This window comes from Peristeroidobacter soli (assembly GCF_004138485.1).
GTDB lineage: Bacteria > Pseudomonadota > Gammaproteobacteria > Steroidobacterales > Steroidobacteraceae > Steroidobacter > Steroidobacter soli.
Window position 1 is genome coordinate 1,507,043 of sequence record NZ_ML142848.1, and the last position, 19,676, is coordinate 1,526,718.

Annotated in this window: 14 protein-coding genes; 5 read left to right on the plus strand and 9 right to left on the minus strand. The window is 63.0% G+C overall.

From position 1 onward, the window contains the following. Positions 1–13: 13 nt before the first annotated feature. Positions 14–1,273, minus strand: a complete 1,260-nt coding sequence (locus tag EKO19_RS06345) for an acyl-CoA dehydrogenase family protein (RefSeq protein WP_129775506.1) — start codon at positions 1,271–1,273, stop codon at positions 14–16. Between the two features lie 126 nt (positions 1,274–1,399). On the opposite strand from EKO19_RS06345, the gene EKO19_RS06350 reads away from it, so the two are divergent. After that, positions 1,400–2,323, plus strand: coding sequence for a LysR family transcriptional regulator (locus EKO19_RS06350; protein WP_129775507.1), 924 nt, complete (start codon positions 1,400–1,402; stop codon positions 2,321–2,323). Here the strand turns inward: EKO19_RS06350 and EKO19_RS06355 are convergent. Next, a complete protein-coding gene (locus tag EKO19_RS06355; RefSeq protein WP_129775508.1) occupies positions 2,315–2,920 on the minus strand; it encodes an ATP-dependent Clp protease proteolytic subunit in 606 nt (201 codons plus the stop codon). The two genes, EKO19_RS06350 and EKO19_RS06355, sit on opposite strands and share 9 nt — an antisense overlap. 44 nt (positions 2,921–2,964) lie before the next feature. Further along, positions 2,965–3,384, minus strand: coding sequence for a VOC family protein (locus EKO19_RS06360; protein WP_129775509.1), 420 nt, complete (start codon positions 3,382–3,384; stop codon positions 2,965–2,967). A 169-nt stretch (positions 3,385–3,553) separates the two neighbouring features. Between EKO19_RS06360 and EKO19_RS06365 the strand changes: the two genes are divergently transcribed. Together EKO19_RS06365 and EKO19_RS39455 are read left to right on the plus strand one after the other, a co-directional pair. After that, entirely contained in the window at positions 3,554–4,855 is a 1,302-nt protein-coding gene (locus EKO19_RS06365) for a hypothetical protein (RefSeq protein WP_129775510.1), read from the plus strand. Positions 4,856–5,059: 204 nt separating this feature from the next. After that, on the plus strand, positions 5,060–6,775 hold the full coding sequence (locus EKO19_RS39455; protein WP_129775511.1) for a methyl-accepting chemotaxis protein: 1,716 nt from the start codon (positions 5,060–5,062) through the stop codon (positions 6,773–6,775). A gap of 186 nt (positions 6,776–6,961) precedes the next feature. Here EKO19_RS39455 and gnd read toward each other — a convergent pair whose 3' ends face one another. The 4 genes from gnd to EKO19_RS06390 form a co-directional block, all read right to left on the minus strand. Then, positions 6,962–8,419: a decarboxylating NADP(+)-dependent phosphogluconate dehydrogenase gene (gene gnd / locus EKO19_RS06375; protein WP_129775512.1), complete on the minus strand. Its 1,458-nt coding sequence runs from the start codon at positions 8,417–8,419 to the stop codon at positions 6,962–6,964. Between the two features lie 96 nt (positions 8,420–8,515). Continuing rightward, positions 8,516–10,954, minus strand: a complete 2,439-nt coding sequence (locus EKO19_RS06380) for a hypothetical protein (protein WP_129775513.1) — start codon at positions 10,952–10,954, stop codon at positions 8,516–8,518. Next, entirely contained in the window at positions 10,951–13,005 is a 2,055-nt protein-coding gene (locus EKO19_RS06385; RefSeq protein ID WP_129775514.1) for a M13 family metallopeptidase, read from the minus strand. Before EKO19_RS06385 ends, EKO19_RS06380 begins: the two co-directional genes overlap by 4 nt. Before the next feature lie 30 nt (positions 13,006–13,035). Then, the gene (locus tag EKO19_RS06390; protein ID WP_129775515.1) at positions 13,036–14,784 is read right to left on the minus strand and encodes a homoserine dehydrogenase; all 1,749 of its coding nucleotides are present in this window, start codon (positions 14,782–14,784) and stop codon (positions 13,036–13,038) included. 293 nt (positions 14,785–15,077) lie between these two features. Here EKO19_RS06390 and EKO19_RS06395 point away from each other — a divergent pair, with 293 nt between their 5' ends. Beyond that, positions 15,078–16,241: an AAA family ATPase gene (locus EKO19_RS06395; RefSeq protein ID WP_129775516.1), complete on the plus strand. Its 1,164-nt coding sequence runs from the start codon at positions 15,078–15,080 to the stop codon at positions 16,239–16,241. Between the two features lie 132 nt (positions 16,242–16,373). Further along, positions 16,374–16,580: a CsbD family protein gene (locus tag EKO19_RS06400; protein ID WP_129775517.1), complete on the plus strand. Its 207-nt coding sequence runs from the start codon at positions 16,374–16,376 to the stop codon at positions 16,578–16,580. A 59-nt stretch (positions 16,581–16,639) separates the two neighbouring features. Here EKO19_RS06400 and EKO19_RS06405 read toward each other — a convergent pair whose 3' ends face one another. Together EKO19_RS06405 and EKO19_RS06410 are read right to left on the minus strand one after the other, a co-directional pair. After that, the gene (locus tag EKO19_RS06405) at positions 16,640–18,175 is read right to left on the minus strand and encodes a M48 family metallopeptidase (protein ID WP_129775518.1); all 1,536 of its coding nucleotides are present in this window, start codon (positions 18,173–18,175) and stop codon (positions 16,640–16,642) included. Positions 18,176–18,906: 731 nt separating this feature from the next. Continuing rightward, entirely contained in the window at positions 18,907–19,485 is a 579-nt protein-coding gene (locus EKO19_RS06410; RefSeq protein ID WP_157995135.1) for an RcnB family protein, read from the minus strand. Positions 19,486–19,676 lie beyond the last annotated feature (191 nt).

Here is a 19,676-nt window from a genome sequence, read left to right on the forward strand (position 1 = left end):
CCAAGCCGGCGGATCAGCTTCCTCGAGTCACCGGCATGTCCACCTCACCCCTGGCGCCCACGTGCTTCGCCAGCTCCAGCTTGGCGATCGCATTCCGGTGAACCTCATCCGGCCCATCCGCCAACCGCAAGGTTCGTTGATGCGCCCACAGCCGCGCCAGCGGGAAGTCATTGGAGACGCCCCCGGCACCGTGCGCCTGAATCGCCCAATCCAACACCTGCAGAGTCATGTTCGGTACCACGACCTTGATCAGCGCGATCTCCTGCTTCGCGACCTTGTTCCCCACCGTGTCCATCATGTACGCCGCTCTCAGCACCAGCAGCCGCGCCTGGTCGATCAGGCAACGTGCATCGGCAATCCGCTCATGCCACACCGATTGAGCGGACACCGGCTTGCCGAACGCCACTCGCGAGCTCAAGCGTTTGCACATCAATTCGAGCGCCCGCTCCGCCACGCCGATCGATCGCATGCAGTGATGAATGCGCCCGGGCCCCAACCGCCCCTGGGCAATTTCAAACCCGCGCCCCTCGCCCAACAGAATGTTCGACGCCGGCACGCGCACGTTGGCAAGATCGACTTCCGCGTGACCGTGCGGGGCATCGTCGTAACCGAACACCGGCAAGTGACGCATCACCGTCACTCCCTTCGCATCCGCAGGCACCAGGATCATCGACTGCTGTTGGTGTTTGCCCGCCTCGGGATTGGTCTTGCCCATCACGATATAGAGCTTGCAGCGCGGATCGTTCGCGCCGCTCGACCACCACTTGCGGCCGTTGATCACATACTCATCGCCCTCGCGACGAATACTGCATTCGATGTTGGTCGCATCCGACGACGCCACCGCCGGCTCCGTCATCAGGAACGCCGAGCGGATCTCCCCCTTGAGCAAAGGCTCCAGCCATTTGTCCTTGTGCGCCTCGCTGCCATAGCGCTCGATGGTCTCCATGTTGCCCGTATCCGGCGCGGAGCAATTGAACACCTCCGGCGCCCAGGGCACGCGCCCCATGATCTCGCACAGAGGTGCGTATTCGAGATTGGACAGCCCTTCCGGCGCGCGCGGTGAATGGGGCAGGAACAGATTCCACAGCCCGGCCGCCCTGGCCTCGACCTTCAAATCCTCGATGACCTTGGTCGGAACGAAGGCATCCCCGTTGCGGCGGTTCCGCGCCACTTCGTCCTCGTAGACCTGCTCGTTCGGATAGACATGCCGGTCGAAGAACTTCAACAGGCGCGCCTGCAGTTCACGCACGCGGGGGCTGTATTCGAATTCCATGCTCGTTCCTCCAAGATCGATGCGCTAACTTGCCGCCTCGCCCGGCCCGGAAGCCAATGCATTGTCTGAATGCGGCCGGATCAGCGCTGTGCATAGAATACGGGACAACGGGCGCCGGAGGCCCCCATGCAGCTGTCCAGAGTCGATCTCAACCTGTTTACCGTGTTCGACGCGATTTATCGCGAAGGCGGCATCACGCCCGCCAGCCGGCGGCTGCATCTGTCGCAGCCCGCGGTCAGCCATGCGCTGGGTCGGTTGCGCGAACTGCTGAACGATCCGCTGTTCGAGCGGCGGGGTCACGAGATGATTCCGACGCCGCTGGCCCGCTCGCTCGCCGACAGCATTGCCAGCTCCCTGGGCAACCTGGAACAGATGCTCCAGCGGGTCGGGCACTTCGAGCCCGGCACAGCGCAGCGCTGCTTCACCATTGCTGCGCGCGAGTCGCACGAGCTGACGTTTCTGCCCGCGTTGATGAACCGCATCGGGACCGAGGCCGCGCACATCGACATCGCTTCGGTGCGCATCGATCGCCGTGACCTCGAGGAAGACCTGCAGAGCGGCGAGATCGATCTGGCGATCGACGTAGCCTTGCCGTTATCGAACGACGTGCGACGAGAGCGCGTCGGCGCCGAGCCGCTGGTCGTGCTGGCGCGCGCCGATCATCCGGTCGTGCAGGGGCAACTGGACATCGAGACTTATACCGCCCTGTCACACATTCTGATCACAGGGCGCCGCCGGGGAGGCGGTTATGAGGACGGTGCGCTCGCGCGCTTGGGATTATCCCGGCACATCAAGATGCGCTGTCAGGATCACGCGGCCGCGAGCCGGGTGGTGAGCCGGTCGGAGCTGCTGGCTACGATGACTCGCAGCCAGGCTCTGATCGTCGATCGAGCCACCGGCAATCAACTGCTGCCCTTCCCGGTCGAAGTGCCGCCGTTGGAGTCCTTTCTGTACTGGCACTCCAACGTCGACGAAGACCCGGCGTCGCAATGGTTCCGGGCGCAGGTCAAAGGCTGCCTGGCCCAGAAATCCGATCCGGGATCAGGCTAGATCCTTGTAAGACTCCACCACGCGCGACACGATGCCGTAGTCGATGGCTTCGCTCGGGCTCATCCAGAAGTCGCGTTCCATATCGACCGCGACCTTCTCGTACGGACGACCGGTCTGCTTGGAGATGGTGCGAGCGATGCGCTCACGCGTGCGCAGGATTTCCTTGGCCTGAATCGCGATGTCGGACGCGGGGCCGCCGGCGCCGCCGCCCGGCTGATGAATCATGAAGCGGGTGTTCGGCAGACACACGCGGTTGTGCTTTTCCGCCGCCAGGAAGATGTGCGTGCCGGCGCTGGCCACCCAGCCGGTGCCGATGGTGATCACCGGCGCATTGATGAAACGAATCATGTCGTGGATGGCGTCGCCGGACTCGACGTGACCGCCAGGCGAGGAAATCAGCACACGGATCGGTGCATCCGATTGTTGCGACAACGCGATCAGCCTTTCGCACACGCCACGCGCGGCGTTGTGATTGATCTCGCCGAACACCAGCACGAAACGCGACTTGAACGACAGCTGCTCCGCCAACGTTTCCGGACGGTCGGCCTTCTCGGGCTGCTTCTCTTCGCGCTCGGCGTTGAAAATGGGGGCGGACATGGACACAACTCCTTGGAGCAATAAGTCTGGGTCGGACGCGGATTCTACCATTCGCCGGTATTGGGCATGGACTTCCAGGGTTCGCGCGGCTCGAGCGAGCCGCCCCGCTGCAACAACTCGACCGAGATATTGTCGGGCGAGCGCACGAACGCCATGCGGCCGTCGCGCGGCGGGCGGTTGATGGTGACACCGTGATCGATCAGGCGCTGGCAGGCGGCGTAGATATCGTCGACTTCGTACGCAAGATGACCGAATGCGCGCCCGATTCCGTACTTTTCGGGGTCCCAGTTGAAAGTCAACTCGACTTGAGCGTGCTCGTCCCCGGGCGCCGCCAGGAACACCAGCGTGAAACGACCCTTTTCGTTGTCGATCCGGCGCAGCTCGCGCAATCCCAGCGCCTCACAATAAAAACTCAGGGAAGCCGTCAGATCCGTGACGCGCACCATAGTGTGCAGATACCTCATGGGCGATACCCTCGACGACACAACAAGGTCGGTCATGATAAACGACGACAGCCACCGGACCGAAGGAACTCCAGCAATCCGATTGCGTTGATTTCCCCGAGGCTACCGGCAAAAAACAGGACATATGGGTGCGGAAGCGCCAACGGTCAGAACAGCTCGAAGGCGCACCATGCCGCGGCACTCCAGCCTGGCGGTAGCGCTCGCGCTGCTTTGGGCACTGGCTCGAAGCACGCAAGCCCTGGCGCAAACGCCCGAGCCGGCGACGCAACCGCCGCCACCGCCGCAGACTGAACCCGTTCAGCCCGCGCCCCCCGTGGCCGACGACGCGCCGGAACAGGTGGAGCAACCGGGCGACAAGCCCGAAGTGGTCAATCCCAAGGACGTGAATCAAGGTCCGCTGCGCGATCCCGTGCTTCAGCAGAACGAAGGCGATCCGCGCACGCTGGAGCGCGAGCCTGAAAAGGACCCGGCAGCCGAAGGCCCGCAGCCGGAACCCAAGACCGACGACACCGGCCCGATGGAGATCTGCGCGCAGCCGGCGGAACAAGGCGTCCTACAGCGTGTGCGTCGGACGCTCACAGTGACCGCCTGCGCCTCATCGGCATGGCTCGATGGTTTGTTTGGCGATCAGATCTATCGCGATGAATATCACGCCACTTACGGCACCGTGACCGCGGGCGGCCTGTGGAGCGACTACGACGGCTTCGATCCACGCCTGCGTTTCCGAGCGCGCCTGCAACTGCCGCAATGGGACAACCGTATTTCCGCGTTCGCCGGTCGCGTCGGCGAAGAGGACTACATCAGCGATACCGAAGGCGATTTCGACGCGTTGCCGACGCGTCAGTTCGGCACGCTCGAAGATGAAAGCGTGCTGGTCGGCCTGGGCTATTCCAGCCCCGAACGCACCGGCAACGATTTCGATGCAGGCGTCGGCGTGCGCATCGACCTGCCGCTCGATCCGTATGCGCGCGCCCGCTATGAAATCGTCCGGTCGTTCGCCGATCGCTATGTATTCAGCGCCCGCGAAACCGTGTTCTGGCAGAACACCGAGGGCTTCGGCACCACCACCCGTCTCAATCTGGATCGGGTCTTCTCCGATCGTTTCCTATTGCGCTGGAGCAACCTGGGCAAGTTCACCGAAGAGACCATCGGCATGGAGTGGTATTCGCAGCTGACCTTGTTTCAAAGCGTCGGCCAGCGCACGGGCCTGGCATGGCAGGCGCAAGTGGAAGGCGCGACGGACAATGAAGTGCCGCTGACACGCACGGCGGTGCGCCTGATCATGCGTCGCCAGCTCACGCCTGAATGGCTGATCCTCGAAGTGCGCGGCGGCGTGTCCTGGCCGCGCCGGCGGCTCATCGAAGAGCGGGAAGCCAGCCCCGAAATCGGCGTTGCCCTGGAAATGCAGTTCGGCCAGAAGCGCGACCGCATGCGTCCGCCGCCGCCGAGCCAGCCGGTGAATCCGCGCTAGCCGGCGCGGCTAAGACTTTTCCCTAGGAATTCTCCGAGGTTTACCGCCGGTAAGCGGTTCTTACTGACGGACAACCCGGCGTACGCAGATCAGGTGCCTCCTGAATCTGCCAACCCTGCTTTCAGATGCTCCAAGGCGCGCCGATGCGACTCCTCGTAACGCCACGATGTCGTGGCACTGCATTTGCGTGCCGAGGAGTTGAAGATGAGTATGTCCGATCTCAGCGTCAAAGCGCGTCTGACCATGACGCTGAGCTTGCTGGCGCTGGCCATGTTCTGCGTGGGCCTGCTGGGTCTGAACGGCCTGAAGCAGTCCAACGCCCGATTGAACGAGCTGTACGGCAATCAGTTTCAATCCGCCGCCCTGGTCAACAAGATCGCCGCCTTGCGCCGGGACAGCGTTCGCGCCCTGGACATCGCGCTGATGAACGGCGATACGCAGCTGATCGGCGAATACCACAGCATCCAGCAGCGCGATTCCAAGCTCATCGACGAGCTGTGGGCGAAGTACACAGCGCTGCCGGCGGGTAAGGAAGAAAAGGGGCTGGCGGATGATTTCCATCAGAAAGGCGAGGTGTACCGCGCGGTGCGCGACAGCGTGTTCGCGAAACTCAGCGCCGGCGCGCTCGAAGAAGCCCGCACGCTGCGCGTTCAGCAGCTGCGCCCCGCGATCCAGGAGATGATGAACGCCGCGGACCGGCTGGTCGACATTCAGGATCGCCTGGGTAAAGAAGCCAACACGGACAACGTGGCCGCGTACCGGCAGGCCACCATGATCTCATGGGCCTCCATGCTGATCGCCGGCGCGTTTGCCGCTGTACTCGGCATGCTGCTGATCCGCTCCATGATGAATTCGCTCAACGCCGCGGTCGCCACGGCCGAGCGCATCGCCGGCGGCAAGCTGGGCAATGAGATCGAGATCAACGGCAAAGACGAGTTCGGTCGCCTGTTGCGCGCCATGCAGGACATGGACAACAAGCTGAGTGACATCGTGGGCACGGTGCGCCTCGGTGCCGATTCCGTCGGCTCGGCGGCTCGGCAGATCTCCAGCGGCAACGACGACCTGAGTCAGCGTACGCAGGAGCAGGCATCTGCGCTCGAAGAGAGCGCGTCTTCGATGGAAGAAATGACCGCGACCGTCAAACAGAACGCCGATAACGCCCGTCAGGCGAGCCAGCTCGCCACCGGTGCGCGGGATCAGGCGGATCGTGGCGGTGCCGTCGTGGGCCGCGCGGTTGGCGCGATGGGCGAGATCAGCGCCTCCAGCAAGCGCATCGCCGACATCATCGACGTGATCGACGAGATCGCGTTCCAGACGAATCTGCTCGCGCTGAACGCGGCGGTGGAAGCGGCGCGTGCCGGCGAACAAGGCCGCGGCTTCGCGGTCGTCGCCAGCGAAGTGCGTAACCTCGCGCAGCGTAGCGCGACGGCCGCCAAGGAGATCAAGGATCTCATCAACGACTCGGTCGCCAAGGTCCAGGCCGGCACCGCGCTGGTGGATGAGTCTGGCAAGTCGCTGCACGAGATCGTTGCGAGCGTGAAACGCGTCGCCGACATCGTCGCCGAGATCTCGGCCGCCAGCGAAGAGCAGGCCAGCGGCATCGACCAGGTGAACACCGCGATCACGCAGATGGATACGACCACTCAGCAGAACGCGGCGCTGGTCGAGGAAGCTGCAGCGGCGAGCAAGGCGATGGAACAGCAGGCGCAGGCGCTGGTCGACAAGATGTCGTTCTTCTCGACAGCCGGCAGCCATCACGCCGCGGCGGCGCCTGTCTCGTACAGCTCGAATGTTTCTTCGGCCCCGAGTGCGAACGTGCGTCCGATGCCGACTCGTAAGGTGTCGAAGCCGGTGAGCCGCCCCGCTGTGCGCCCGATGGCCAAGGCGAGCGGCGACGACGCGAGCTGGCAGGAGTTCTAAGGAATAACGGACGCCGCGGAGTGTGTTCCGCGGCGCGCCGACACCCAGCAGATCCGTTGCCGGCGGTGTTTCTCCACCCCACTTGAGAGAAGTGGTATCGGCACCCTGTCCCATCGGCGGGCGATATTCAACTCATATCGCCCGCGGTATTTCTTTCGATGACTGACAAGCAACTCGCGGGCTGTATCACGCGCTATATGAACGAGACGTCGTAGCGCCGCCGTGACCCGTCCAGTCGGTGTGGAAGAACTGTCCACGCGGCTGATCGATGCGCTCGTACGTGTGCGCGCCGAAGAAATCCCGCTGAGCTTGCAACAGGTTCGCCGGCAGCCGCTCCGCTCGATAACCGTCGAAATACGATAAAGCGGCGCTCATGCACGGCACCGGAATGCCACTCTGAACCGCCGCGACGATGGCTCGCCGCCAGCCGGCCTGACGCGTCGACACCGCGTCCCGGAAGAACGGGTCGAGCAGCAGATTGACCAGTTGCGCGTCGCGCTCGAACGCTTTCTTGATATCGCCCAGGAACGCCGAGCGAATGATGCAGCCCGCGCGCCAGACCAGCGCAATGCCGCCGTAATTCAGATTCCACTGGTAAGTCTTCGCCGCCGCGCGCATCAGTTGATAGCCCTGCGCGTAGCTGATGATCTTCGACGCATACAACGCCTGGCGCAGATCATCGATGAGTTGCTTGCGATCGCCCCGGAACTCGCTCACCACCGGCTTCAGCTGTTTCGACGCCTGCACGCGCTCTTCCTTCGCCGCCGACAACGCGCGAGCAAACACTGCCTCGCCGATCAACGTGAGCGGCGTGCCTTCATCGAGCGCCTCGATCACGGTCCATTTACCGGTGCCCTTCTGACCGGCCGCATCCAGAATCTTGTCGACGGTCGCCTCGCCGTTCTTGTCGACGAAGCCGAGAATGTCGCGGGTGATCTCGATCAGATAACTGTCCAGCTCGGCGCGGTTCCAGTCGGCGAACACGTCGTGCATCTCGGCATTGCTCATGCCCAGCACGCGCTTCATCACATCGTAGGTTTCACCGATCAGCTGGATGTCGCCATACTCGATGCCGTTGTGGACCATCTTCACGAAATGGCCGGCACCGTTCTCACCCATCCAGTCGCAACACGGCTCGCCGTCCGGAGTGCGCGCGGCGATCGCCTGGAAGATCGGCTTGATGTGCGGCCACGCGGCGGCACTGCCGCCCGGCATCAGCGAAGGACCGTTCAACGCGCCCTCTTCGCCGCCGGATACGCCGGAGCCGACGAACAGCATGCCGCTGCCTTCGACTCGCTTGGTGCGACGGATCGTGTCCGTGAACAAGCTGTTGCCGCCATCGATCAGAATGTCGCCCGGCTCCAGCAGAGGCAGCAATTGATCGATCAGCTGATCGACCGCGACGCCGGCCTTCACCAGCATCACGATTTTGCGCGGCTTCTGCAAAGACCCGACGAATTCCTTCAAGTCATGCGCCCCGATGAAGCGCTTGCCCTTGGCGCGGCCCTGGACGAAATCATCGACCCGCGACGTCGTACGATTGAAAACGGCGACCCGAAAGCCGCGGCTCTCCATGTTGAGCGCCAGGTTCTCGCCCATCACGGCCAGCCCGATCAGACCAACATCAGCAAATTCAGTGCTCATACGGTTCTCCGTTTTGAGCCGGTTATACGAGACTTGAGCGCGCAACGCCAGGAATGGACGTGCGCACCCGGGTTCACCAATTCACGACCCGACTTGTCATGACCCGGAGGGGCGAGTCCCCCTGACAGCCAGCCGCATCACCTGCGTGCTCAAGCGCAACGGACGCAACGGCTGATTGCGTGCATCGCCGCTCGCCCGCCAATCGCTGAACGGCGCGGCGCGCTCGTCGGCTTCGCTGTTCGGATCGATGACATCCATCACCCCGACCAGGTCATGGCCAAAAGGAGGCGCTGCGCTCACTTGAAAGCTCACCTTCTGGTTCCAGCGCGCACCGGTGCGGCGCTCCGTATTCTCGCCGGCCACCGTGCCGGTGCCGAAGCGAGGATGGGTCACGATCTGGGTGTACTCGAATGCCGTGCCCGGCGCCGTGGCATCGACGACGACTCGCCACATGCCGGGACGCGGCGTGGGAACGACAACCGTCTTGGTGACCGGTCGCGTGAAAACTTCACTGCCCCACAACTTACAAGTGCCGGTGACGCAGTCATACACGTAGAGCCCGAGACGCGACCGACCATCCGGCGGCGACGCAGCGACTCGCAGAGTCGTGCTGCCCGGCTCCACCGCAACGTTGTAAGCCCGCATGCCACTCGGCCCACCCACATCCTTCAGCGACCGACGCGCGCCGACTTCGGCGATGACTTCACTACGCTGCAACGGTGCGTAGATGTTGTTCATCCAAAGCGTGTTGCTGTTGTCGCCCGGCGGTTTCTCGTCCAGTTGGGAATCGACATAGCGGATCGACGCCGCCAGGCGCACATCTTTTGCGCCCGAGTTCGTCGGCAGCACCGTGATCTCATACACGCCCGGTGGCGGATACGGCACGAGCAACACGACCGGCGGATTCGATGCAATCACCTTGGACGACGGCAGATCGAGCGCGCCGCCCGTGAGCATCACTTGCATCTGCCCTGCGCCGACGCCCGCATCCAGACGCAGCGAGGAAATGTTCGGCGGTACTTCGACGAAGTATCTTGTCGCGGTCGCGCCAGGCAGCGACTGCTCGCGCTGCTCGACGCGATAGTTGTTCCCGGCGGTGAACGGCTCCGCCGCGATGATCGTCGTCATGAGCGCATGCACCGGCAATCCGCTCGCCTTGTCGATCAGATACAGCTGCGCGCTGTGAACGCCCGCCGCCGACGCGGAGATCTCGACCGGAATGTCGACCGACTCGTTGAACGGCAGTGAGACCTCGGTCGCCGTCGTGGCGAATGTTCCATCGTTGCCTTGCCACTGCAGTGAATAGACCAGCGGCGTGGCCGCACCACTCTGGCGAAGCAAGGTGATCTTGCGCGTATCCTTCTGGCGCACCCGCCAGCCTTCGCGCTCATACAGGCCCTGCCCCACACCGGGCTCGGGCAGGAAACGCGATAGATACGTTTTCACCGGCGCGCGCGTCTGGATATCGGGCAAGTCCAGCTTCCGATCGCGGAGCTGCTTCAACAATTCGAGGGCACGCGCAGTGTCGATGACGCCAAAGCCTTGCTCGTGCGGCTGAAAGCTCTCGATTCGTCGCGCACTCATGCGAAGCGCCCAGGCGATGTGACGCGCATCGGCGGGAAGACTCTCGGCCCGCGCAGCGGCGATCAGCGCGTCGGTCTCGCTGGCAGCTCGTGCAAACCCGCCGGGCGCGAGCAGATCGGGTTTCGAGGCACCGTCAACGGCCGGTCCCAGCGAGGCCACTTCCGGAATGCGCTCGTTCGCAAACTCGCCAACGGCCATCACCCGTCGTCCACTCGACGCCCCGGTCACGCTTTCGACGCGACCGAAGGCACCGGCGGCAAACAACAGCGGCGTGCTGTGAACTTCGAAAGCGCGGTTGGCCATGAGCGCGAACAGATCCAGACCGCCGCCCGGGAATCGGCCGGCAGCGTCGTCGCGTCCGATGACTTTGTTTTCGCCGCTGGCCGCGGCGGTCAGGAGAGATTCGATTTCGATGGCGAGCGAGGCAGACAAGGAGCCAACGTCGGCACCAAGCAGCGTATTCGTGGCATCGAACTGCGCCGGAACGGAAGCCGACGGACGCGTCTGCTCATTCAATGGATAACGCACCCGATCGCGATCGTTCTCATACAACCCGTGCTCGCCGCCGCCCTCCAGATGCGCCATCAGCACATTCGGTAGCACACCGACCTCGGCGAAGCGATCCAGCGCCAGACGCGCGCGTAGATAACCCACTTCGTCGAACCGCGTTTGAATGTCGCCGCCGAGCGCGGCGATGGCGGCCGCGACCTCGGCCGTCTTACCGACCTCCGTGGCCACCATGACCATGGCCTCGGTGTTGCCCTTCGCGGCAGCGTGGGCGAGCAACAGACGGTCGTGCAGATCGGGGCTCGCTGCCTTCCAGGAAGACAGCGACAACCCTTGTTTACTGAGTGGCGGAGGCGCGGGCGGCGGCTCGGGAGGGGGTTTGGCGCAGCCGGACAGCGTGGCGACGCCGAGCATGGCCACGAGCCAGGCCCGGCGGGACCTCACCAGATTTTGACTCGCTGCTCCGGCGGCAGGAACAATTTCTCGTCGGGCTTCACGTCGAATGCGGCATACCATTCGTCCATGTTACGCACAGCGCCGTTCACTCGGAAATATGGCGGAGCGTGCGGATCGGACAACACCTGCGCACGGAGCGCCTCGTCGCGGATCTTGGTCCGCCACACCTGCGCCCAGGACAGGAAGAACCGCTGATCGCCAGTCAATCCGTCGATGACCGGCGCGGGCTTGCCTTGCAGCGTGTTGTGATATGCCTCGTACGCCATGTTGAGGCCGCCGAGGTCGCCGATGTTCTCGCCCAGCGAGGTGGCACCGTTCACTTTCAAGCCAGGCAGCGCATCGAACGACGAGTACTGATCGACCAGCACCTTGGTCTTGGCGCCGAACGCATCGGCGTCGGCCTTGGTCCACCAGTCGGTCAGGCTGCCGTCGGGGGCGAACTTGCGGCCTTGATCGTCGAAGCCGTGCCCGATCTCGTGCCCGATGACGGCACCGATGCCGCCGTAGTTGACCGCGTCGTCGGCGGCCGGATCGAAGAACGGCGGCTGCAGGATCGCGGCCGGGAATACGATCTCGTTGTTGAGCGGGTTGTAGTAAGCGTTGATGTCGGTGACGTTCATGAACCATTCGTCGCGGTCCACCGGCTGATCCAGCCGCGCCACCTGACGGTTCCAATCCCACAGCGACGCACGGCGCACATTGCCGATGATGTCGTCGCGCTTCACATCCAGCGCCGAGTAGTCTTTCCACTTGTCGGGATAGCCGATCTTGGCAACGAACGTATTGAGCTTCTCTTCGGCGCGTTTACGCGTGTCGGCGCTCATCCAGCTCAGCGTCGCCAGCCGTTCCTTCAAGGCCGCGCGCAGGTTGCCGACCAGCCCTTCCATCTTGGCCTTGGATTCGGGCGGGAAATATTCCTTGACGTACACCTGGCCGACCAGCTCGCCCAGGCCATCGCCAGTCAGCGCGACGCCGCGCTTCCAACGCTCACGCTGTTGCGGCTGACCGCGCAGTTGCTGTCCATAAAACGCAAAGTTGGCTTGATCAAAACGTTTCGGCAGGAACGACGCATTCGAGCGCAGCAGATGGAACGTGAGGTAATCCTTCAACGTATCCACCGAAGCCTTGTCGAACACCTTCGCGCTATCACGGATCGCCGTGAGCGGACCGAGCACGAACTTCTCACGCGTGCCGACATCGGACGCGTCGAAGAACGCCTGCCAATCGAAGCCCGGCGCGTATGCCAGCAGCTGCGCCTTGCTGCGCGGGTTGTAGTTCGCCTCGGCGTCACGACGCTTTTCCAACGGCCACTGCACCTTGGCCAGCGCCGTCTCGAATTCCAGGATGCCCTTCGCCTTCCTGGCCGCATCCGGTACGCCGCCGAGCGTCAGCATCTGCTCGATGTATGCAACGTACTTGGCGCGATGCTCTTTCAGCTTGGCGTCGTCTTTCAGGTAGTAATCGCGATCCGGCAGGCCGAGCCCGCTCTGGCCGATCTCGATGGAATAGACGCTGGGATTCTTGGCGTCCGGTGAGATGCCCACGCCGAACGTGGACATGTAGCCCGGCAGACCGAACAGCGTCGCGATGTCTTTCTTGGTCCTGGCGGCCTGGATGCGCGCGAGCTCCGGCTCGATGGGCGCGATGCCCTTGGCCTCGATGCCCGCCTCGTCCATGAAGCTGGCGAAATAATCGCCGACTTTCTGTTCCGGCGTGCCGGCCGCGGGATTGGCTTGCGCGGCCTTCTCGATCAGGCTCTTGACCCGTTCTTCGGACAGGTCGTTGAGCTTGTGGAACGGGCCGTAGGAAGAACGATCCGGCGGAATCTCGAACGTGTCGTACCACTTGCCGCTGGCGTATGCGAAGAAATCGTCGCCGGGTTTGACCTGAGGATTGCCGGCGGTCAGGTCCAAGCCGAAGTCTCCCAGCTCAGGCTTCGCCGCGGCCGGGGCAGCAGCGGAAGTCACCGCTTTCGGCTCTTGTTTGGCACATCCAGACAGCAGCGCGAGCGCCGCGATCAGCAGCAACGATTTCTTCATGCCCTTCCAGGTTCCTGTCAGTGTTATCCATCATGCATTCACCACCGCGGGCTGCACCTGCTCGTCCGGTAAAGCGATGCGCCTGCCTCGCAAGTATTCATGGACATCGCCCAGAATGGAAAGTGCGGTCGGCCACCGGCCCGCGCCCTTCCCGGATAGACGCACTACCTGGCCATTTCCCGCCACTATCTCGGCGCGATTTTGTTCCGCCCGGGCGCCGGCGAGGAAATCACTCTCGGGCAGCTCGTGAAGTTTCACTACACCGAGCACCTGCCCTTCACTTCGCTCGCAGTTGCCGACCAGCTTCAAACTCGAGCCTGCTTCGCGAACCAGCGCGGCCTGACTGGCCGTGACGCCCACGATGCCGCGCACATTCAGCTCGACATGCGCAGCCTCGCCAAACGCGGCCCGCGCGATCAATTCCAGTTTGCGCGCAGCATCCAATCCCACCAGGTCGTCGTGCGGATCGGCTTCGGCGAAACCAGCGGCCTGCGCGCGTGCCACGGCCGTGTCGAAGTCTATCCGCTGCTCCAACGCATCGAGTATGAAGTTGCACGTACCGTTGAGGATGGCCCGGACCTGCGTAACGCCGGATTGACGAGCCAGCGCGGTCACCGTCTCGAGGATCGGCACAGCACCGCCCACCGCCGCACCGAACTTCAAGCGCGGCTGCTTGCCCGTGGCGAAACGCGCCAGCTTCTCCCACCAGCGGGACGCAATCAGCGCTTTGTTTGCCGTCACTACCGCCCGGCCGCGCAACAACGCGGCATGCACGATTTCACCGGCCGGCTCGAGGCCGCCGATGGTCTCGATGACCAGATCCGCCGGCTCCGTGACCGCGGCCCAAGCGTCGGTCGACAGCAGCGACTTCGGCACTTCCAGATTCGCTTCGTCGATGCGACGGGGCTTGTCCAGATCCCGCACCACGACCCGCACCACTTCAAACAAATCGGGCCGGCGGATCAGATGCGCGTACACGCCCAGACCGACCGTGCCCAACCCCAACAGCACGACGCGCAGCGGCTGGATATTTTCGTGAGGCACGCTCGCGATGTCGTCGGGGCCCTGATCGACCAGCGTGTACAAATTGGCACCGACGCAGGCGACTTCGAACGATTGGCCATGCGACTGCGCGAACTGCAGCGCGCGCGGCTGGATGATGCGGCCGCCGATTTCCAGCGCCGTGCGCCAGCTCAGACGATTGAAACGTTGCGCATGGTTCTCGAGCACGGCGGGATCGCTTTCATACACGCCATCGACATCTTTCAAGAGTCGACAGCGCGCTTCGAGATTCTTGGCGAGGAACAGCGCCGTGAGATCCGAACCACCGCGGCCGAGCAACACCGTGCGGCCTTGAATGTCCTGAGCGATGAAACCGGGGACGACCAGCACCCCGTGATCACGCAGATGATCGCGCAGATAGCCGGTGTTCAACGAGACCGGCGTGGACTCGTGCGGCTCGCCATGCGCGCGCAAGCCAGCGTCGCGCGCATCGACATAGCGTGCCGAGACGCCGTTGGCGACGAGCGCCGCCGCCAGCTTGGTGCCCGACTCTTCTTCGCCGCCCGCCACCCAGGCCGCCTGCTCGTGTAAATCGTTCGTGACTGCCCGCGTCTGCGCGAAGCGCCGATCGGTCTCGCCCGCAAAGGCGGAGACGACCGCGATGACTTGCCGGCCGGCCCGCCATTCACGGTAGATCTCATCGATCGCCTGCGGCAGGTCCGCCTCGGTCTGTAATACCGAGCTGCCGAATTTGAGCACCACAATGGAAGGATTCACGCCAGTCTCCAGCCTTATTCCGTTGGTTCACGGCGTCGACGAGGGCTGGCGGGAAAGAGACGGCGACCGGGGAAATGGTCCGGCAAGCAGGCATAAAAAAAACCGCTCGCCAAAGCTCAAGCAGGATTTGCTTCGCTTTAGCCGTATTTCTTACGCGCCCGCAAGCTGAACTCAAATCGGCGCAGGACGAACGCTAAAGGCTCGCCTCCGGGCTGTCAAGAAAACCGGGCCGCCACCGGACCGAACTGTGACCCGGGTAGAATCGGCCAAGTCGTTGTGCCGACAGGGATCTCATGCTCACCACGCTGGCCATCGCCCATTACCGCTCGCTGCGCACGGTGATCGTGCCCCTGACCGCATTGAACGTCGTCAGCGGCGAGAACGGCACCGGCAAGTCCAACCTCTACCGCACGCTGCGGCTGCTGTCCGATACCGCCCAGGGCAGCGTCATCTCCTCCCTGGCGCGCGAGGGCGGCCTGTCGTCGACGCTCTGGGCCGGCCCGGAAACGATTACCCGGGCGATGAAGCTGGGCGAGGTCCCCATCCAAGGGGGGCCGCGACGCGAGCCGGTGAGCCTGAAGCTGGGATTCGCCGCCACCGAATTCAATTACGCCATCGACCTGGGCCTGCCCACGCCTGGCACGTCCGCTTTCGGGCTGGATCCGGAGATCAAGCGCGAGTGCATCTGGACCGGACCGAAGCTCCGGCCCTCCTCGCTGCTCGTCGACCGTCGCGGCCCTGTGGTCCGCACCCGCGATGAGCACGGCGAGTGGCGGATCATCACGTCCAAGCTCGCGACGTTCGACAGCATGCTCACTGAAATTCTCGACGCCGAACGCGCGCCGGAAATTCTCACCGTGCGCGAAGAGATCCGCTCATGGCGCTTTTACGATCATTTCCGCACCGACGCCGACTCCCCCATTCGTCAGCCGCAACTCGGCACGCGCACGCCGGTGCTGAGTCACAACGGTCACGACCTCGCGGCGGCCATACAAACGATTCGCGAGATCGGCGATGTGCCACGATTCAACCAGGCGGTGGCCGACGCCTTCCCCGGCGCGTCGATCGGCATCCAGCAGATCGGCAACGGCTTTCTGGTGAACTTTCATCAGCACGGTCTGTTGCGACCTTTGAGCGCCGCGGAACTCTCCGACGGCACGTTGCGATACTTGCTATGGATAGCCGCGCTGCTCACGCCGCGCCCACCGCAATTGATGGTGTTGAATGAGCCGGAAACCAGCCTGCATCCCGATCTGTTGCCCGCGCTCGCGCGCCTGATCATCGCGGCGAGCCGCTCGACTCAAGTGTGGGTCGTATCGCACTCGGCCCGCCTGTTGTCCGTGCTCCAGCAGGACGAGCGCTGCAACGCCTTGCAGCTCAGCAAGGATTTCGGCGAGACGATGGTGAAAGATCAGGGACTGCTGGATCGCCCGTCGTGGCATTGGCCGGCGCGTTGAGGGGCGCGCGTCCGCAAATGGCCCACACTGACTTCAAGAATAGACACAGTTGAACTTTGCGACGTTTCGAATCGTTACTACGGCGCGCGGCGCACGCATGCGCTGCAGACTGTCAGGACACCGGAGACTCGCATGAACAAAGACATCGCAAGCGGCAACTTCAAGCAGCTCAAGGGCAAGATCAAGGAACAGTGGGGCAAGCTCACGGACGACGAGATCGACCAGATGGAAGGCCACGCCGAGATTCTGGCCGGCAAGCTGCAAGAGCGCTATGGAATCGCACGTGACGACGCGGAACGCCAGGCGAAGGAATTCCGCACTCGTAACAACTGGAATTGAGACAACTGGAATTGAGCGAATGAGCGTCGCGCCTCGGGTCGAACCGGGGCGCGGCGTTCTCAATCGGTGAGAGAGTCCCGCATGTGTCGCGGGTTCTCGTATAAGTCCTGCGCTTTTGCCCAGAAACGCTTTGCTTCTTTTTCGCGGCCCCGTCGCATCAAATAAACATAGCCGGCGCGACCGCCTTCCTCGGTGAGCTCGAGATCCTGCTCGACCGCCAGCAACAAATGTTTCAGGCCGCGATCGTCGTTGCGATCCAGCAGCATGCGTCCCATCAGCAGATGCGCTTTGGGATACTCGCCGTCGCGTGACAACAGTTGCTCGAGCGTCTCCATCGCCTCGACCTCGCGGTCGATTTCGAGCAGCAACAGCACCTTCTCCCAGATCTCTTTTTCGTTGAGCGCGGAGTTTTGTGCATCCTCGAGCAAGGTGAGCTTCGCCTTTGCCTCGGCGATCTCGGTGTGACGCTTGCGCCATTTGGGCGCCGTGTCCTGCTGCCACTCGTCGTCGAAGAATTTCACCAGCTGCGACGTCGATGGATGAAACAACGTCAGGGCTGAACGATCGGGATCGTGCACCGGCGTCGACGGCTCGATGTCGAGCGCAGCCAGCCGTTCGGCGAGACTGGGATGCGTATCCTCATCGGCGGCATAACGCCGCAAACTTTGCTGCAACCAATCCGGCCGCGCCCACTGCTGCTCCGCTGCTTTGAACGCGCGCGGCATCAACGCGTGCGGCATGTATGGCGGATCGGGCTGTCGCTCGACCTGATCGTACAATCGTTTCCAGAACACTTCGGACAGGAACCGGCCCGCAAGCTCCAGTTTCGTCAGTGCAGCGCCGATGGCCGCCGGGCTCGTCACATTCGCTGCCGCACGGTCCGCAACGTACTCATGATTGCGCGCGAGCACGAAGCTGTACGCATAGAAATACGGCGCGTACCAACCATAGAACGCGCCGAGAATCTGGTCGAATATTCCGACGGGATTGCTGAACTTCGATTCCAGCGCGTGCCACGTCACGCGCTGCCTGTAAATCCATGCACCGAACTTGCCGTGGGCCTGCGACAGATGGCCCATCTCATGCGCGATCACGGCTTTCAGCTCGTCGGTGGTGAGCACCATGGCGAGCGGCAAACCGATCTCCAGATGATTGCGATAATTGCCGAAGATGCCCCAGCTCGGCGTCTGCACGATGCAAGCATTGAACTCGGAGCTGACGGACACTGAGTCCACGCGCACTCCCCCGATCTTCGCCGCCACTTCGTCGATGGCTGCGAATAAACGCGGTGTTTCTTCCGGAGTGACGCGCAAGCCGGCGGGCTCAGCGATGTGAACCCACAGCGCGCGAATCATTCCCACCAATGTGACTAATCCAACGGCGCACGCCACGATGAGCGGTGCACGGAAACGTTCGCCGGAGAGCAACGGACTGAACGTGAACCAGAAGGTGATGAGGATGATGACCGCGAGCAAAAAGATCGAGGCGTAACCGAGCGCCGCGAGCGCACCGACTTTCAACGCATAAAACCCAGGATTGTCGTCGGCCTGGCGTTCCAGGCGCCCGATCAGGGCCGAGAACTCATGTCTTTCCATAATCTGTCGCCAGGGGACGGTGAACCGAGGCGAGGGTACGGAATTCGGTCACGTTTGCCGCGTGATGCGGTTCTCATTATTGGGTTATGTGTTGATGGGAGCGAAAGACCCCTCCCCTAACCCCCTCCCGTGCCCGGGTGGGAGAACAGGAAATTTATTTTTCTCCTGCGGAGGGCCCGGAACCCGATGCTCCGCTCCCCCACCGTGCGCGGGAGAGCTAAGGGATTTTTCCTGCGCAGCGCCTGGAGCTGAAGTTCGGACTCCCTGCCTCGCACGGGAGAATCGGGAATCTTTCTTTCGCTGATGGCCCGAGCCGGAGGTTCAGACTCCCCTGCCATGCGCGGCAGAACGAGGGATCTTTCTCTCTCGCTGATGACCCGAGCCAGAGGTTCAGACTTCCCTGCCGTGCACGGCAGAACGAGGGATCTTTTCTCTCGCTGATGACCTGGAGTCGGCGGTTCAGATTCCTGCCGTGCGCGTGAATGAGAGATTTTTCAGCGGGCGCGGATCTGGAAGGGCCAGCTCCTTTGTGAGCTCGGCATCGGAGGGTTCGGATTTCCCGCCGTGGACGGAGCGCAAGTTTTGAGGGGCGCCCTGTCGTTTGGAGATGCGGCTGGAATCGTCCCGGTGAATCTCCGGAAGAAAAAACTTTCTTAACAATTTGAATCCCCCTCCCGTTCACGGGAGGGGGACAAGGGGGTGGGTCTTACGGCTTGATTTACCAACAACGCTCAGTAGAACAACCCGTTCACCACACTCACAACCAATCCACTGGTAACCGCCGCCAACACCACATCATTATTCACCCGCACCCAATGATGCCCCCGCGGCGGCGCGTGCAAGTGATACCGGCCGTAGTCACTCACGATGTAGCGAGTCTCGCAGTACGACCGCGGCAGGTAGTCGCCATGTCGCCAACTGCGGACATAGTAGCCTCGCGGCGCGACGTAACGGCCTCGGTCGTAACGGTGCTGATCGACCCGGCCGTTCACATAGCCCGCCCGATACGCATCGCGTCGATCGTAACGATCATGATCGCGGCGATAGTCGCGACGGTCCCAGTCCCGGCGATCATGGTCGCGACGGTCCCAGTCTTTGCGACCATCGCGGTCATGGCTGCGATAGTCGCGGCGATCCCAATCCTTGCGTCCATCACGGTCACGACTCCACTGCTCGCGACGATCCTTGCCATGATCGTCGTAGCGACGCTCGTGACGGCCATGATCGCGATCGTCATTGCCCGCGTAGACCGTAGTCGCCGTGCCCGCGAGCATCGACATCGCTACGGCGGCAGCAAACAGGGTTTTCATCGCCATCTCCTCGTGACACCGGCACCGCCGGTGATGGGCAGGATGCCCAAATGCCTGGTTGTGCAGGGATGCAAACAACCGGCTTGGGAGACACTATTGCCCAACCGATCTGATCGGAACCTGAACGATTTTGGTCAGGTTGGGTTCAGCTGGTAACCTTCCGCCGCCTCAACCGTTGTGCCTTTCTCGTC